Here is a 16124-nt window from a genome sequence, read left to right on the forward strand (position 1 = left end):
CGCCCGGGCTGTCTCGTCTCCGGGATGAGAGCAATGCCGGAATCAGAAAGGTGAAGGTGATGGTCATGCGGGTGTTCGTGGCAGGCGGGGCCGGGGTCCTGGGGCGGCGGCTGGTGCCGCAGCTAGTGGCCCGGGAGCACCAGGTGACGGCTACGACGACGAGCGCGGCCAAGCTGGGCCTGCTGGAGCAGCTGGGCGCGGTGGGGGTCGTGATGGACGGGCTGGACGCGGTGTCGGTCGGTGAGGCGGTGGCCGCGGCCCGGCCCGACGTGATCGTGCACCAGATGACCGCCATCAGTCTCACTCACGCCGGCAAGCCCGATCTGAAGCACCCGGACCGCTGGTTCGCCACCACCAACCGGCTGCGCACCGAGGGGACGGACCACCTGCTGGCCGCCGCCGAGGCGACCGGCGTCTCCCATGTCGTCGCGCAGGGTTATGCCAGCTGGAACGGCATCCGCCAGGGCGGCTGGGTCAAGACCGAGGAGGACCCGCTGGACCTGATGACGGGAACGGCCGCGCAGGCGGGGATGGAGGCGATACGCCACGTCGAGGAGGTGGTCCTCAAGGCCGGCGGCGCGGTGATGCGATACGGCGCGTTCTACGGGCCGTACGCCATCGACGACCAGGTCGAGCTCATCCGCAAGCGACAGTTCCCGCTCGTCGGGCGCTCCACCGGCTACAGCTCGTGGGTGCATCTCGACGACGCGGCGAGCGCTACCGTCCTGGCCGTGGAGCAGAAGGCGAGGGGCGTGTTCAACATCGTCGACGACGACCCGGCCCCGGCGAACGAGTGGCTGCCGTACCTCGCTGAGTGCGCGGGGGCGAAGCGGCCGATGCGGGTGCCCAAGTGGCTGGCCCGGCTGCTGGCCGGGGAACAGGCGGTGGTGATGATGACCGAGGGGCGCGGCTTCTCCAACGCCAAGGCCAGGCGGGAGCTCGGCTGGGAGCCGCACTACCCCTCATGGCGCCAGGGCTTCAAGGAGGAGCTGGCGTGACCCGGACCGAGGAGTTCGAGGAGCTGCGGCCGCTGCTGTTCTCGATCGCCTACCGGATCCTCGGCAGCGTGAGCGAGGCCGAGGACGCGGTCCAGGAGAGCTGGCTGCGCTTCGCGGCCTCCCCGGCACAGCCCGCGTCGACCAAGGCCTTCCTCTCGGCCGTGGTCACCCGGGTCTCGATCGACGTACTGCGCTCGGCCCGCGTCCGGCGGGAGGAGTACGTCGGGCCATGGTTCCCCGAGCCGCTGCTGACCGACCCCTATGAGGATCCGGCGCGGTCGGCGGAGCTGGCCGACTCGGTGTCGATGGCGGCCCTGTTGCTGCTGGAGCGGCTCAGCCCGCTGGAGCGTGCGGTCTTCGTCCTGCGGGAGGTGTTCGACTTCGGCTTCCCCGAGGTCGCGTCGGCGGTGGGGCGCTCGGAGGCCGCGTGCCGCCAGCTCGCGGTGCGGGCACGGCGCCACATGGACGCGGGGCGGCCCCGGTTCGAGGCCGACCGCAGGGAGCGCGAGGAACTCGCCGGGCGGTTCTTCGACGCGTTCAGAGAAGGGGACGTCGACGGGCTGCGGGAGCTGCTCGCCGCCGATGTGTCGATGGTCGGGGACAGCGGCGGCAAGGCCCCGCAGTGGGGCAGCGGCATCTTCGGCGCCGAGAACGTGGCCCGGCTGCTCGCCGCGATCGCCACGCCGTTCGTCCGTATCGGCGGCGTGGTGGAGCCGCACGAGGTGAACGGCCAGCCGGGCGCGGTCTTCCGCGACCGGGACGGCAAGGTCGTCAACACCTTGGGGCTCGACATCCTCGACGGACGGATCCAGGCGATCCGCTCGGTGATCAACCCCGACAAGCTCGGGCACGTGGGTCCGGTGGCGGACGCCTGGGCGGTCACCCGCGAGGCGAAAGAGGCACTGCGGCCGCCACCGGTCGACCGGAAGAGCTGACGGCGGCCCTCTGACGGCCCTCCGGACCACCGCCCACCGCCCACCGCCCCACCGGACCGGGCGGGTTTCCCGTACCGATCAGGATTCGAGAAGCGCGGGGCACGGAGCCGCAACTAGCCTGACCGTCACAGGCTTCAACGAGCTCTGCCGAGCCGTCAGGCGGTCGCGGCCAAAACCGTACGTACCGCTCGAAGCCGGTCAGGTCGATCCAGGCGACGCCGACGGAGACCGCGAAGGCGGCCCCGCCCAAGAGGCCCACGAGAGGGAGACACGATGAGCATGGCCACGAGGACGGACGCGAAGTCGCCTGCGCCGCACGCCGCTGCTGCCGACAGCCACGACCTGATCCGCGTACACGGCGCGCGCGTGAACAACCTCAAGGACGTCACCATCGAAATCCCGAAGCGTCGGCTGACGGTGTTCACCGGTGTCTCCGGCTCGGGCAAGAGCTCGCTGGTGTTCGACACGATCGCCGCGGAGTCGCAGCGGCTGATCAACGAGACCTACAGCGCGTTCGTGCAGGGCTTCATGCCGACGCTCGCGCGGCCCGAGGTCGATGTCCTCGACGGGCTGACGACCGCGATCATCGTCGACCAGCAGCGGCTGGGGGCCGACCCCCGCTCGACCGTCGGCACCGCCACCGACGCCAACGCGATGCTTCGGATCCTCTTCAGCCGGCTCGGAAAGCCGCACATCGGCTCGCCCAAGGCGTTCTCCTTCAACGTCGCCTCGATCAGCGGAGCGGGCGCGGTCACCATGGAGCGCGGCGGACAGAAGGTGAAGGAGCGGCGCAGCTTCAGCATCACCGGCGGCATGTGTCCGCGCTGCGAGGGCCGGGGCGCGGTCACCGATCTCGACCTCACCCAGCTCTACGACGACTCCAAGTCGCTCGCCGAGGGCGCGATCACGGTCCCCGGCTACACCGGGGGCGGCTGGAACTCCCGGCTCTACAGCGAGTCGGGCTTCTTCGACCCGCAGAAGCCGATCCGCAAGTTCACCAAGAAGGAACTGCACGACTTCCTCCACCGCGAGCCGGTCCGGATGAAGATCGCGGGCATCAACATGACCTACGAGGGGCTGATCCCGCGGATCCAGAAGTCGATGCTCGCCAAGGACCGGGAGGGCATGCAGCCGCACATCCGGGAGTTCGTGGACCGGGCGGTCACGTTCACGACCTGCCCCGAGTGCGACGGCACCCGGCTCAACGAGGGGGCCCGGTCGTCGAAGATCAAGCGGATCAGCATCGCCGACGCCTGCGCGATGCAGATCAGCGACCTGGCCGAGTGGGTCCGCGGGCTCGACGAGCCGTCGGTTGCGCCACTGCTCACCGCGCTGGGGCAGGCCCTCGACTCGTTCGTGGAGATCGGCCTCGGCTACCTGTCGCTCAACCGGCCGGCGGGCACGCTGTCGGGCGGCGAGGCGCAGCGCGTCAAGATGGTCCGCCACCTCGGCTCCTCGCTCACCGACGTCACCTACGTCTTCGACGAGCCCACAATCGGCCTGCACCCCCATGACATCCAGCGGATGAACGACCTGCTGCTGCGGCTGCGGGACAAGGGCAACACGGTGCTCGTCGTGGAGCACAAGCCGGAGACGATCGCGATCGCCGACCACGTCGTCGACCTCGGCCCCGGCGCGGGTACGGCGGGCGGCACCGTCTGCTTCGAGGGCACCGTCGAGGGGCTGCGGACCGGCGGCACCATCACCGGCCGCCATTTCGACGACCGGGCCGCCGTCAAGGAATCGGTGCGGAAGCCCACCGGCGCCCTGGAGATCCGGGGCGCGACGACGCACAACCTGCGGGGCGTCGACGTCGACATCCCGCTCGGGGTGCTTGCCGTCGTGACCGGCGTCGCGGGCTCCGGCAAGAGTTCCCTCGTGCACGGCTCGATCCCGGCCGGCGAGGGCGTGGTGTCGGTCGACCAGGGCGCCATCCGCGGTTCCAGGCGCAGCAACCCGGCGACGTACACCGGACTGCTCGACCCGATCCGCAAGGCGTTCGCGAAGGTCAACGGCGTGAAGCCGGCGCTGTTCAGCGCCAACTCCGAGGGCGCCTGCCCCACCTGCAACGGCGCAGGCGTCATCTACACCGACCTGGCGATGATGGCGGGCGTCGCCACCACCTGCGAGGAGTGCGAGGGGAAGCGCTTCGAGGCATCGGTCCTCGACTACCACCTCGGTGGCCGCGACATCAGCGAGGTGCTCGCGATGTCGGTGACCGAGGCGGAGGAGTTCTTCGGCGCCGGCGAGGCACACACGCCGGCCGCGCACCGCATCCTCACCCGGCTCGCCGACGTCGGGCTCGGCTACCTCACCCTCGGCCAGCCGCTCACCACACTGTCCGGCGGCGAGCGGCAGCGGCTCAAGCTGGCCACCCACATGGCCGAGAAGGGCGGCATCTACGTCCTCGACGAGCCGACCGCCGGCCTCCACCTCGCCGACGTCGAGCATCTGCTCGGCCTGCTCGACCGGATCGTCGACTCCGGCAAGTCGGTCATCGTCGTCGAGCACCACCAGGCGGTCATGGCCCACGCCGACTGGATCATCGACCTCGGCCCCGGCGCCGGCCACGACGGCGGCAAGATCGTCTTCGAGGGCACCCCCGCCGACCTCGTCGCCACCCGCCCCACCCTCACCGGCGAGCACCTCGCGACGTACGTCGGCGCCTGACGGAGGCCCTCACGGACACCGGCGCCGACGATCACGAAGGTACGGACGCCTGAAACCGCCCTCAGAAATGAGTCAGCCACTCTTCGAGGGCGGCGAAGTCCGCGTCCGTGAGGCCGTGGCGGTGATCCACGCGGTGCAGCAGTGCTCGCCCCTGGTGGTGCGCGGCGACCCAGGTCCGGTCGGCGTCGTTGATCTCGTCGTCGACCCAGAGGAAGTCGCGGCCGGACGCCCAGTGGACGAGCGGGCGGGTCTTCCAGTGCAGCGCACCCCACTCGACCTCGTCGGAGTAGGAGTCGGAGGGGTCCGGCCAGCTCACGAACGGCAGTTCCGGCAGGCCGAGCCACGGTGCGACGCACTCGTTCGCGTCAGCCATCCAGGTCGTGGCCCACACCAGATCGCACGGCAACGCCGCCAGTCGCGGGCCATGGGCCGGATTGATCCTGGTCAGCAGTGGGTTCGCCGCGACCGGCTGTGGCCCGGGGCCGGTCCGGCGCATCCGGTGCATCGGGGGCGCCTGGTACGTCGGGTATCCGTCCGGGTACTGCTCCGGCCCTGCCCCGAACGGGATGAGTGGTCCGTCGACGTCGAGGAAGAGAAGTGGACGCGGCGCGTTTCCGTCCATAGCCGCAGGATAGACGTGCTCTCTACGGCCCCTCAGCCCCGGGACGTCCACTCCTCCCGCAGGAGTCCGAACTCCACGCCGTCGTACCACTCGTCGCCCACCCGTACGCTCTCCCGGCGCCGCCCCTCCTCCACGAACCCGACCGCGCGGAAGGCGCGCATGGCACGCTCGTTGCCGCTCCAGGTGTCGAGTTCGACGCGGTGCAGTCGGAGAGCGCCGAAGAGGTGGTCCAGCAGGAGGCGGAGGGCCTCGGAGCCGTAGCCGCCGCCCCAGCGGTCGCGTTCGCCGATGGTGATGCCGACCGTCGCCCGGCCGGCGAAGGAGTCGAGGTCGCGGTAGTCGACCATGCCGATCGCGCGGCCGTCGGCCAGGTCCTCCACGGTGAACGTCTGCTGCGCGCGCGGGTCGTCGCGCAGCCGGATCTCGTGGAAGTGCGCCACCGCCTCCCGGGTCACCGGACCGAAGAGCGGGTCGCTGCCGGTGGCCCAGTGCACGACCTCGGGGTCGTTGCGCCAGCGCACCTGGGCGTCCACGTCGTCGGCGCGCAGCGCCCTGAGCCGTACCAGCTTGCCTTCGATCATGCGGTGATCATATGGAGCAGTGCGTGTCGGGACGGAGGGGTTTTCCGCCGGGCGCACTGCGGAAAACCCGGCACCGCTCAGCCCACCCGCTCCGCCAAGAAGTCCTCCCAGGTCCGCTTGCCGGTGTCCGCTCCGGCCAGCGTCAGGTTGTCGCCCGCGCGGTAGGCGCGTCCCGCCTTGCCGGGGATGCGGAGCGGCAGCATCGGGCGGCGCTTGCCGCGGGCCTTGAGGTAGCCGCGGGCCAGGTCGTCCAGGCCGTACACCCGGGGTCCGGTGAGGTCGGGCACCAGGCCGGCCGGGCTGCCGAGGGTGAGTTCGGCGATGCGGGCCGCGACGTCGCGCGCGTCGACCGGCTGGAGGCGCAGCCCGCCGGGGACCGGGAAGACCGGCATCTTCGCCATCGTCTGCACCATCTTCAGCGTCAGCTCGTGGAACTGGGCGGCCCGCAGCGTCGTCCACGGCACCCCGGATTCCGCGATGGTCCGCTCGGCGTCCAGCTTCGACCTGAGCCAGGCCAGCGGGACGCGGTCCGCGCCGACGACCGAGATGTACACGAGGTGCCGTACGCCCGCGGTCCGCGCGGCCCGCACCAGATTGCGGGTCGCGATGTCGTCGCCCTTGGGGCCGCCCGCGAGGTGCAGGACGGTGTCGACGCCGGTCAGCGCGGCGTCGATGCCCTCGCCCTTCAACAGGTCGACGGCCACGTACTCGACGCCGTCGGCGGCCTCACGGGCGTGCCGGCTCAGCACCCGTACGTCGCGGCCGGTCTCCCGCAACAGCGGGACGGCGAGGCTTCCGAGCGTGCCGGTGCCGCCGGTGACCAGGACGGTTGCGGGGGTGGAGGTCATGGCTGCTCCCAGGTTCGTGAGGACGGAAGGTTCGAAATCCCTGTCCCCTCAGCGGGTTCTCGGTGTTCTATTCCTCTGACACCCCGCGCGGAAGGAATGTGACACGGTGGGCGAGAGCGCATGGCTGGCGGAGCGTTTCGAGGAGCACCGGACGCATCTGCGGGCCGTGGCCTACCGGATGCTCGGCTCGGTGAGCGAGGCCGATGACGCGCTCCAGGAAGCCTGGTTGCGCGCCGGCCGTGCCGACACCGACGACGTCGAGAACATCGCCGGGTGGCTGACCACGGTCGTGGCGCGGTTGTGCCTGAACCTGCTGCGCACGCGCGAGCGGCAGCGCGAGGAACCTCTCGACATACGGCTCACCGACCCGGCCGTCGCCCCGGAGGACGGCGGCGACCCGGAAGAGGAAGCCGTGCTGGCCGACTCCGTCGGTGTCGCCCTGCTCGTCGTCCTCGACACGCTCTCCCCCGCGGAACGGCTCGCCTTCGTCCTGCACGACATGTTCGCCGTGCCCTTCGACGACATCGGCCCGATGCTCGAACGCTCCCCCGCCGCCGTGCGGCAGCTCGCGAGCCGCGCCCGGCGCCGGGTCAAGGGAGCCTCCCCGCTGCCCGAGGCCGATCTGACCCGCCGGCGCCGCGTCGTCGACGCCTTCCTCGCCGCCACCCGCGGCGGCGACTTCGAGGCCCTGGTCGCCCTCCTCCACCCGGATGTCGTCCTGCACGCGGACACGTTCGTCATCCCCACCCCGGAACCGGTCGTCGTCAGCGGCGCGATCACCGTCGCCAAGGGCGCGATGGCCGCCACCGGCCGCGCCCACTTCACCGGCCCCGCCCTCCTCGACGGAACGGTCGGCCTGGCCATGGCCCCCCTCGGCCGCCTCCGCCTGGTCCTGACCTTCACGTTCACGGACGACGACCTGATCACCGGAATCGACGTCATCGCCGACCCGGACCGCCTCGGCGAACTGGAAGTCGCCGCCCTGGATGCCTGAAAATATGCGCGAAATCGCTTGGGCATGGAATAGCCCATTGCATTAGGGCCGCACCCGGCATTAGCGTGACGCCCATGACTGCCGGGTCGGCCTTGTGCCGTGAGCGAGTTGGTTGCCCGGCCTCCGAGTGAGGCCGGGGCGGGGTAGAGCCCCGCCTGCACTTTCTTCGTACGACGTCTTCGTACGCCTTCCTTTGAGCGCGCCCCCTGTTCGGGGCTGAGCGCGCCTTCACGCACCACATTCCGCACCGCGCCGCACCGCGGGCTGCGATCGAGCCGTATTCACACCGCACGCGCCCCGCGGAAATTCCCCCTGCCCGAAAACAAAAGAAAGCAGCGAATGCCCAACCCCTTCAATCAGCAGGTCATCGATGAATTCCGCGCCAACAACGGACGCGTCGGCGGTTATTTCGAAGGAGCCCGGCTGCTCCTGCTGACCACCACCGGCGCGCGGACGGGAACCCCGCACACGACCCCCGTCGGCTTCTATCCCGACGGCGGCGAGCGCGTGCTCGTCATCGCGTCGGCCGGGGGTGCGCCTCAGCACCCCGACTGGTTCCACAACCTTGTCGCGAACCCCCGGTTGACCGTCGAGGACGGTGTCTTCACCTACGAGGCGGAGGCCGTCGTACTCGAACGCGCCGAGCGCGACGCCGTCTTCGCCCGCGCGGTGGAGGCCGACCCGGGGTGGGCGGAGTACCAGGCGAAGACGGCCCGTGTCATCCCCGTCGTCGCCCTGCACGCGATCCCGAAGGACGGCCCGCCGAACGTCAACGCGGGCTCCATGGCCGACGCCCTGAAGGTCGTCCACGACGCCTTCCGGCGCGAACTCGCCCTGGTGCGCAAGGAGGTCACGGAGCAGGGCCCGGCCCTCGGCGCCCAGCTCCGCGTCAACTGCCTCACCCTCTGTCAGGGCCTCCACAACCACCACACCGGCGAGGAGCTCGGCATCTTCCCGCTCCTCGCCGGCCGCCATCCCGAACTCACCCCGGCCCTGGTCCGTCTGCGCCAGGAACACGAACGGATCGCCGCCCTCCTCGAAGAACTCCGCCGGGTTGTCGCTACCGAGGACGCGGACCCCGGTCACGTACTCTCCGAGGTGGAACGCCTGACCGCCGACCTCGAAGCCCATCTGACGTACGAGGAAGAGCAGTTGATCCCACTCCTGACCCCAGCGACAGCGGCAGCACCGGCGGCATGGACGGACCCGGCAGCCGGGGCCGTCGAATGATCGCCCTCGTCACCGGCGCCAACCGCGGTATCGGCCACGAAGTCGCCCGGCAGCTGGCCGCCGCGGGGCACACCGTGTACGTCACCGCGCGTTCCGCCGAGGCGGCCAGGGCGGCGGCCGAGGACGTCGGGCCGAACGCCCGCCCCCTCCGCCTTGACGTCACCTCCCCGGCGGACATCGACGCGGCCGCCCGGGACCTCACCGCCCTCGACGTCCTGATCAACAACGCGGCGATCACGTACGACACCTGGCAACGCGCCGCCACCGCCGACCTGGACGTCGTACGCGAGGCGGCGGAGACGAATCTGTACGGTCCCTGGCGGCTGACCCAGGCGCTGCTCCCCCTTCTCCGTGCCGGCGCACACCCGCGCATCGTGAACGTCTCCAGCGAGGCCGCGTCCCTGGCGAGCATGGGCGGCGGCACCCCGGCGTACTCCACGACCAAGACGGCCCTCAACGCCCTCACCCGCATGCTCGCCGCCGAGCTGCGCGCCGACGGGATCCTGGTGAACGCCGTCTGCCCGGGCTGGGTCGCCACGGACATGGGCGGACCCGGCGGCCGGCCGGTCGCGGAGGGTGCCGCGAGCGTCGTATGGGCGGCCACCCTCCCGGACGACGGCCCCACCGGCGGCTTCTTCCGCGACGGCACGCCGATCCCCTGGTGACGGGTAACGGGTAACTGGCCAGTAGCTAGTAGCTACTGGTAACTCACCAGGGGAGCGGGCGTGAGTGCACCACGTCCAGCCGGGACACCGCCCGCGTCAGCACCACGTACAGCCGGTGCAGCACCTCCGCCATCCGGGGGTCGTGCTTGACGACGGCCGCACGCTCGGCGTCCTCCGCCGTCACCGGGTGCCGGGCGATCTCGTCCCCGATCGTCGACTGCCGGAAGTTCCAACCAGTCGCTCCGCGACGGGCTGTCTCGCCGAGGGCGGGCAGGACCTCCGAGATGTACGAGAGGAACGTGCGGTTGGGGCCGAGGATGAGCAGTCCGCGGCGGCGGATGCGCTGGGGGTGGGTGTAGAGGAGGTAGGCGGCCCGGTGCAGGCCCACGGCGGTCTTGCCGGTGCCGGGGGGGCGCCCTGCACACAGACCGAGGCCGCGAGATCGCCTCGTACAAGATCGTCCTGTTCGGGCTGGATGGTGGCCGCGATGTCGCGCATGGGGCCGACCCGGGGGCGCTCGATCTCGCCCGCGAGGATGCTGCCGGCCGACTCGTGGCCCGTGCCGATGTGCTCGTCCTCCAGGCCCGTGAGGTCGGCGGAGTCGCCCCGGCTGCCGGGCGCCCAGCCGAAGCGGCGGCGGACAGCGACGCCTTGCGGTTCGCGGGCGCTCGCCTGGTAGAAGGCGCGGGAGACGGGTGCGCGCCAGTCGACGACGAGGGGCGGCGCGGCGGGGTGCTCGGTGATCCGCAGCCGCCCGATGTGATAGCTCAGCCCGGCATGGTCACCGGCCGTCCCGGCATCGCGCCCGAAGTCCAACCGGCCGAAGAACAAGGGCCCTTGGGGCAGCTCGCGCAGCTCCTTCGCCTTGCTGCGCAGCCGGTACCCGAGCACTTCGGCGTCGGCACCGGAGGCGGAGACGTCTTCGCCGGTGACGACCTGTTCCTCGGCGCCGTCGACCATGGCGCTGAGGGCGGCGCGGCAGGTGTCGTGGTAGTCGCGTTCGCGGGTGAGGGACTGGGCGAGGGCAGGGTCGGGGGACGTCATACCGTCCAAGATAACGGAATAACGTAACCGAGTTAAATTTTTTACCCAGTCACCATCAGTGAGCGATCAGGGGTCAAGGGTCAGGGATCAGGCGAGCCTGGGAAGCCCCCTCCCCAACTGCTCGAACGCACGTTCGGCGACGGCGACCGCGTCCCCGTAGACCTCGTCGACCGCCTCCCCCTCTGCGACCCTCCGCCAGTTCTCCTCGGCGAGGATGCGGCGTACGGCGATGATCTGCCCGGCGGCGAGCCGCGCGTCGAGGCCGCCGCCCAGGGCCTCGGCGAGGGCGGCCTCGGATCGCTCCAGGTGGGCGTACAGCCGCGCCACCAGCGACGGCGTCCCGTAGAGCAGACGGTAGAAGGCGCGGACGGCCGGATGGTCATTGAGCCCGGTGACGGGATCACGGCGCCGCAGCCCGTCCAGGAAGTGCGCACGCAGGGCGCCGATCACGGACTCCCCCTCCGCGCGGTCGGCGACCACCCGCGCGGCTTCGTCCTCATGGTCGCCGATCCGGTACAGGACGAGGTCCTCCTTGGCCGGGAAGTACCGGAAGAGGGTCGGCTTGGAGATCTCGGCTGCGGCGGCGATCTCGGCGACGGACACGGCGTCGAAGCCCTTCTCCAGGAACAGCCCGATCGCGATGTCGGAGACGGCCTGGTACATCCGCTGCTTCTTGCGCTCGCGCAGTCCGATCTCACCCATGGCCACGAGCCTACGCACCGGCCGGGCAGACGCTTGACCTCAACCCGGCTTGAGGTCGAAGACTGCGCAGGACTCATCCCGCTTCCCAGGAGTGACCGATGCGAGCAGTACAGGTGAAGGCGTTCGGCGGTCCCGAGGTCCTCGTCCCGGTGGAAGTCCCGGACCCGGTCCCGGCGCCCGGCGAGGTCCTGATCGACGTGGCGTACGCGGACACGATCTTCGTGGAGACGCAGGTGAGGTCGGGCTGGGGCCGCGACTTCTTCCCGGTGACGCCTCCGTACGTTCCCGGAGGCGGCGTGTCGGGCGTGGTCAGCGCCCTCGGCCCGGACGTGCCCGCCGAGTGGCTGGGCCGCCGGGTCACCTCCTTCGTGACGGGCAGCTACGCGGAGCGGGCCGTCGCCCCGGTCCCGGCTCTGACCGTCGTGCCCGACTCCCTGGACCTCCTCCAGGCCGCGACCCTGGTCCACGACGGCGTCACCGCCGTCGGCCTCCTCGAAGTGACCGCCGTCGGGCCCACCGACCGCGTCCTCGTCCTCGGTGCCTCCGGAGGCATGGGCACCCTGCTGATCCAGCTGGCGCACGCGCGTGGCGCACGGGTCGTCGGGGTGGCCCGCGGAGAGGCGAAGACCGCTCTGGTACGGGAGTTGGGCGCGGACGCGGTGGTCGACGCCACGGACCCCGACTGGACGACGGCCGCCCGTACGGCACTTGGCGGCTCACCGGAGGCCGCGGACCTGGTCCTGGACGGGGTCGGCGGCCACCTCGGCGCCACCGCCTTCTCCTTGACTGCGGACGGCGGTCGCTTCTCGGCCCACGGGGCACCGTCCGGCGGCTTCTCCCCCATCGACACCGCCGAAGCCACCCGCCGCGGAATCAAGCTCTTCGGCATCCCGGACGTCCAGTTCAGCCCCGCCGACCTGCACCGCTTCACCTCCGCCGCGCTCACGGAGGCCGCGGCGGGGCGGCTGCGGCCCGTGATCGGTGAGGTGTTTGCGGTGGAGCGGGCGGGGGATGCGCATGCGGCTATTGAGGGGCGGGGGCTGGTGGGGAAGGTGGTCCTGGAAGTGTGAGCGCGGCCCCCGCCCCACGCCGCGCCGGTGCGCACTCAGCCGCCACTGTGGACACCGTGCACCAGCGCACGCGCCAGATAGGGGTTCGCCGTCGGCCGTGGCGGCAGCCCCAGCGCCGCTATGACGGCCTCCAGGGGCGTCCCGTACGAGTCCACGGCCCCGTTCACGTTGGGGGCTTCGAGGTCGGCGCGAGCGAGCAGCCGGGTCGAAGACGTACCCGCCCCCATACGAGTCTGCGGTGCAGCGCCTGCGGATGGATCGGCCAGGTCCTGATCACCACCGGCAGTCCCTCGGTCCGCCGGACCCGGACGGTCACGTGCGTGCCCGCCTCCTGGCCGAGGAGCCGGGCCATGCGCTGCGTCAGCGGAGCAACGTAGCTGGCGTTGTGATGGCCCCCGCTCGCCGTCCCGTCCAACAGCGCCGCGCGGACGAACGCGTCGTACGTGTCGTCGCCGGTGAAGTCCTGGAACAAGACACGCGGGACGACAGGGGGTGCACCCACTGGCCGCTCCTTTGTGAGCGAGTCCAACATCCGGGGACAACTTGGGTATCGCAGATCGCCGTTGCACGGCGCACGTTACAGCGCGCGCTCCGTACCGAACTGCTTGTGATCCTGATACCAGCGAAGGAGTGAACCCGTGATCTGTCGCATGCCCGGCACTCTTTCGAGCCCCAACGGCTCCGCCGCGGCAGCCAGCACGCGCTGTATTTTGCCGCCCGCACGAGTGAGGAGACGTTCGTCGCCCACCGGGCCCGCGCCCAACGACAGGGACATCCGGATGACATCCGTGAACAGCGACTGGGCCCGCTTGTAGTCGAGGAGTCTGGGCAGATCCTCTTCCCATCCGGCCGAGCTTCCGGGGACGACACCCTCGACGGCGTCCCGCCAGTGCTGCGCCATCCTGCGTTCCTGGGGCCTCGGGTAACGCGTCAGGTAGAGGTGGGTGGCCAGGTCGTAGAGCGGATCACCGAGCATCGCCAACTCCCAGTCGATCGTCCAGAGCCGGTCCTCCCGGTCGACGACGAAGTTCTCGCGATGCAGATCCGCGTGCAGGAGACAGAACGGGCGTTCGGTCAGTCCCGACACATGTTTTCTGAGCCGTTTGAAGGCATCACCGTCCACCCCGAGGGATCCGAACAGGGCCTCGAAGGCACCGAGATTCTTCAGGTACACGCGCTCTTCGGTGAAGCAGATGAGCCGCTCCAGGAAGCCGGAGCTGTCGCCTTCGGTCGCGCGGTCCTGGGGTTCGCAGGTCCGTTCCACGGCGAGAACTTCAGGTCTTACGGCGACCAACTGCCGGAAGAGTTCGACGATTTGGTGGAAGAGAGAAGGGGCGATCGCACGACCGGAGCCGTACCGCGCTCCCAGCGTCTCTCCCTCGATGAACCGCTGAAGACCGACGGGCCCCGCCTGGATGAGCTCGGGGATGCCCGTGATGTGTCCCTCAAGAGCGCGGAGCAGCTCCTCCTCCGAGGCGAAGCAACGCCGGTCGAACCACAGCAGGTTGGCGCGCGGTTCACGGCACTTCCAGCGGACCTGCTCAACCGTTTCGTCCCCACCGGGCAGCGGAAACACATAGGTCTCGTGGTGGTAGCCCTGGAGTGGTCCTTCGACCACGCTCGCGTTGCCACTCACCTCAACGGCTCGCTGCCGAGCCAAGGAAGCCGATTCGGACATTGCCCGTTCTCTCGCGTGAGACCGCACCAATGGTGAAGGAGGGGAGAACGGTACTCCCCAGCCGGTGAGCATCGTGCCAGAAGCGATTCTTCTGATCACCTCCGTCCCCTGCGTGAGCGTATGAACGCCTGCTCGTGCGAAAGCGGAAACTCGACGGAGCCGGCACGACACACCCGCGCGGATTCGACGCGACACGCAGGCACGGATTCGACGCGACACGCCTGCGCCAATTGGCCGGTGACGGCGTGTCGCGCAATCGCGGCGCGCCGGTCTCTGTGGTCCACACTGTCGGGGTGAAAGCGAAGAGGCCCCTGTGGGGCAGACGCGGCGGACAGGACCTGAGGCGGCTCGTGCGCGACGCGGACGCGGTGCTCCTCGATTTCGACGGCCCTGTCTGTGACCTGTTCGGCGACGTGCCGACCGCGCACATCGCCGAGGAGATCAAGGTCATGGCGCGGCTCGAATGGGGCGCTCTCGACCGGAAGGTCGAGGACTGCGACGACTCGCACGGGATCCTCCAACGTCTCCGGGACATGCTGGACGGGGAGGCGCCTGCGGTTCGCAGCCGGGTGCCTCTGGGCCTGGCGAACACCATCGTTACCGGGCATGAATACGCCGCTGTAAATTCCGCCGTTCAGGCCCCGGATGTCGAGAACTTGCTGGACGCACTGCTCGACCTCGGCAAGCGCCTGGTCATCGTGAGCAACAACGCTGAAGAACCCGTCTGGCATTACCTCAAGCATGCGGGCCTGGAGGGGAAGTTCTTCGCCGTCCACGGCCGCGATCCGGGCGAACCACGTCGGATGAAGCCCGATCCCGACGTGGTGCTCCGCGCGCTGAAAGACCTGGACGGGCTGGATCCCTCCCGGGCCCTGCTGGTGGGCGATCAGCTCACCGACCTGCGGGCGGCCAAGTCCGCGGGGGTTCGCTTCCTCGGATACACCCAGGACAGGAAGCGCCGGCAGCAGATGAAGCGCAACAGGGCGGACGGGGTCGTCTCGTCACACGCCCCGGTCATCGCCGCGGCCCGGGAGCTCCTGAACGACTACTCCGAAAGAGACGACTACTCCGAAAGAAGGGTCCACACCGAGTCGAAGTAGGTCTGCATGCTGTCCACGAAGAAGGAACCCGGGGAGTCCGGGGCGGCATCCCGCTCGTAGTGCATGAGAGCGGCGCCGATCCCTTCGACGTCGACGGCGGTGAGCTCCTCGCCGTCGTCCAGGACGATCGGGCGCTCGACCACCTGGTAGAGCCCGAACAGCGCCTCCGAGCCGTTGAGCAGATAGAACTTGAAGTTCGGCACCACCGGTGTGTGCCGGATCTCCAGGCTGACCTCCGGCACCAGTTTCTCGACCCTCAGTGAGTCGAGGACGTACCGCAGCGAGGACGCCGACCGGCGCGCGATGTCCCACACCCGCTCCACCGGGCGCCGGTCGGACGGGGCGTCCTTGGAGCGGGGGAAGGGCAGCTCGACTTCCTCGGACGGCACCAGAATGCGTACGGCGACACGCTGCGGTGCGCTCTCCGGGTCCGTACGTATGCGCTCCGCCTGCAACCGCACATGGAGGTCGAGGGATTCACCGGTCAGCGTGAAGACGTCCAGGCTGACCTCGGCCCGCCCGAAGGCCTTGCTGATGATCGGGCCGAGAGCCATGGGTCGGGGCTTCGCGCTCTGCAGGACCGCCGGCTGTATCCGCTGGGTCTTGACCACGCGGGATCCGCTGCCCTGCCGGGACTCCACCCAGCCCTCGCTCGCCAGGGTCTTCAGCACTCGCTGAACGGTGTCCCGGGACACGTCGAACTCCTCGGCCAGGAGCCGCTGGGCGGGCAGCGAACTCCCCAGCGCGTAGCGCCCGTTGACCATGCGGTTGCGCAGCTCGTCCAGGACACGCCGGAACTCCTTGCCACCTCCGTCACCGGTCCGCTCATCGCCCACATGCCGACCGTACCGCTTCCGACCGACAAGCAAACCAGTTTCAGTCAAATCGGAAGTCCACCTTGACTGCCAGTTAAGGGATCAGCCCAGTCGGGCAAACCAATTTCAAGTCAACCAGTCCAATTGGACGGTTGGTTGATCGAATCAGTGA

Annotated in this window: 16 protein-coding genes and 1 pseudogene; 8 read left to right on the forward strand and 9 right to left on the reverse strand. The window is 70.0% G+C overall.

All coding sequences use genetic code 11. The annotated features are described in order from the left end of the window. The first annotated feature begins 59 nt into the window (after nt 1-59). The 3 genes from AB5J50_RS23685 to AB5J50_RS23695 all read left to right on the forward strand — a co-directional run bounded on the left by AB5J50_RS23685 (nt 60) and on the right by AB5J50_RS23695 (nt 4603). Nucleotides 60-998 carry an NAD-dependent epimerase/dehydratase family protein gene (locus tag AB5J50_RS23685; protein WP_369260384.1) on the forward strand — a complete coding sequence of 313 codons (939 nt, stop codon included), beginning with the start codon at nt 60-62 and terminating at the stop codon, nt 996-998. Beyond that, nucleotides 995-1933 (forward strand): RNA polymerase sigma-70 factor, encoded by a 939-nt coding sequence (locus AB5J50_RS23690; protein ID WP_369260385.1) that lies wholly within the window; start codon nt 995-997, stop codon nt 1931-1933. The genes AB5J50_RS23685 and AB5J50_RS23690 overlap by 4 nt, the downstream gene beginning before the upstream one ends. A gap of 273 nt (nt 1934-2206) precedes the next feature. Then, nucleotides 2207-4603: an ATP-binding cassette domain-containing protein gene (locus AB5J50_RS23695; protein WP_369260386.1), complete on the forward strand. Its 2397-nt coding sequence runs from the start codon at nt 2207-2209 to the stop codon at nt 4601-4603. 61 nt (nt 4604-4664) lie between these two features. On the opposite strand, the gene AB5J50_RS23700 is transcribed toward AB5J50_RS23695, so the two are convergent. The 3 genes from AB5J50_RS23700 to AB5J50_RS23710 form a co-directional block, all read right to left on the reverse strand. Beyond that, nucleotides 4665-5225 carry an HAD domain-containing protein gene (locus AB5J50_RS23700; RefSeq protein WP_369260387.1) on the reverse strand — a complete coding sequence of 187 codons (561 nt, stop codon included), beginning with the start codon at nt 5223-5225 and terminating at the stop codon, nt 4665-4667. Between the two features lie 32 nt (nt 5226-5257). After that, complete coding sequence (locus AB5J50_RS23705) at nt 5258-5806, reverse strand: GNAT family N-acetyltransferase (protein ID WP_369260388.1); 549 nt, start codon at nt 5804-5806, stop codon at nt 5258-5260. 77 nt (nt 5807-5883) lie between these two features. Further along, nucleotides 5884-6654: an SDR family oxidoreductase gene (locus AB5J50_RS23710; protein WP_369260389.1), complete on the reverse strand. Its 771-nt coding sequence runs from the start codon at nt 6652-6654 to the stop codon at nt 5884-5886. A 106-nt stretch (nt 6655-6760) separates the two neighbouring features. Here AB5J50_RS23710 and AB5J50_RS23715 point away from each other — a divergent pair, with 106 nt between their 5' ends. The 3 genes from AB5J50_RS23715 to AB5J50_RS23725 all read left to right on the forward strand — a co-directional run bounded on the left by AB5J50_RS23715 (nt 6761) and on the right by AB5J50_RS23725 (nt 9543). Continuing rightward, nucleotides 6761-7648, forward strand: coding sequence for a sigma-70 family RNA polymerase sigma factor (locus AB5J50_RS23715; protein WP_369260390.1), 888 nt, complete (start codon nt 6761-6763; stop codon nt 7646-7648). Between the two features lie 339 nt (nt 7649-7987). After that, nucleotides 7988-8878, forward strand: a complete 891-nt coding sequence (locus AB5J50_RS23720; protein WP_369260391.1) for a nitroreductase/quinone reductase family protein — start codon at nt 7988-7990, stop codon at nt 8876-8878. Beyond that, a complete protein-coding gene (locus tag AB5J50_RS23725; protein WP_369260392.1) occupies nt 8845-9543 on the forward strand; it encodes an SDR family NAD(P)-dependent oxidoreductase in 699 nt (232 codons plus the stop codon). Before AB5J50_RS23720 ends, AB5J50_RS23725 begins: the two co-directional genes overlap by 34 nt. Nucleotides 9544-9649: 106 nt before the next feature. Here the strand turns inward: AB5J50_RS23725 and AB5J50_RS23730 are convergent. Both AB5J50_RS23730 and AB5J50_RS23735 read right to left on the reverse strand, forming a co-directional pair. Beyond that, nucleotides 9650-10587: pseudogene (locus AB5J50_RS23730) on the reverse strand (AAA family ATPase); the annotation flags it as partial. Between the two features lie 87 nt (nt 10588-10674). Beyond that, the gene (locus tag AB5J50_RS23735) at nt 10675-11289 is read right to left on the reverse strand and encodes a TetR family transcriptional regulator (RefSeq protein WP_369260393.1); all 615 of its coding nucleotides are present in this window, start codon (nt 11287-11289) and stop codon (nt 10675-10677) included. Between the two features lie 98 nt (nt 11290-11387). Here AB5J50_RS23735 and AB5J50_RS23740 point away from each other — a divergent pair, with 98 nt between their 5' ends. Further along, nucleotides 11388-12359, forward strand: a complete 972-nt coding sequence (locus AB5J50_RS23740) for a zinc-binding dehydrogenase (RefSeq protein ID WP_369260394.1) — start codon at nt 11388-11390, stop codon at nt 12357-12359. A 35-nt stretch (nt 12360-12394) separates the two neighbouring features. Here AB5J50_RS23740 and AB5J50_RS23745 read toward each other — a convergent pair whose 3' ends face one another. From AB5J50_RS23745 to AB5J50_RS23755, 3 genes are all read right to left on the reverse strand, one after another. Continuing rightward, nucleotides 12395-12526 (reverse strand): hypothetical protein, encoded by a 132-nt coding sequence (locus AB5J50_RS23745; protein ID WP_369260395.1) that lies wholly within the window; start codon nt 12524-12526, stop codon nt 12395-12397. Continuing rightward, nucleotides 12523-12861 (reverse strand): hypothetical protein, encoded by a 339-nt coding sequence (locus AB5J50_RS23750; protein ID WP_369260396.1) that lies wholly within the window; start codon nt 12859-12861, stop codon nt 12523-12525. The genes AB5J50_RS23745 and AB5J50_RS23750 overlap by 4 nt, the downstream gene beginning before the upstream one ends. Nucleotides 12862-12936: 75 nt before the next feature. Beyond that, nucleotides 12937-14037: a phosphotransferase gene (locus AB5J50_RS23755; protein ID WP_369260397.1), complete on the reverse strand. Its 1101-nt coding sequence runs from the start codon at nt 14035-14037 to the stop codon at nt 12937-12939. 230 nt (nt 14038-14267) lie between these two features. Here AB5J50_RS23755 and AB5J50_RS23760 point away from each other — a divergent pair, with 230 nt between their 5' ends. Beyond that, entirely contained in the window at nt 14268-15137 is an 870-nt protein-coding gene (locus AB5J50_RS23760) for an HAD family hydrolase (protein ID WP_369260398.1), read from the forward strand. On the opposite strand, the gene AB5J50_RS23765 is transcribed toward AB5J50_RS23760, so the two are convergent. Then, a complete protein-coding gene (locus AB5J50_RS23765) occupies nt 15101-15973 on the reverse strand; it encodes a winged helix-turn-helix domain-containing protein (protein WP_327429791.1) in 873 nt (290 codons plus the stop codon). The two genes, AB5J50_RS23760 and AB5J50_RS23765, sit on opposite strands and share 37 nt — an antisense overlap. Nucleotides 15974-16124: the final 151 nt, after the last annotated feature.

Source organism: Streptomyces sp. R35 (assembly GCF_041053035.1).
GTDB lineage: Bacteria > Actinomycetota > Actinomycetes > Streptomycetales > Streptomycetaceae > Streptomyces > Streptomyces lutosisoli.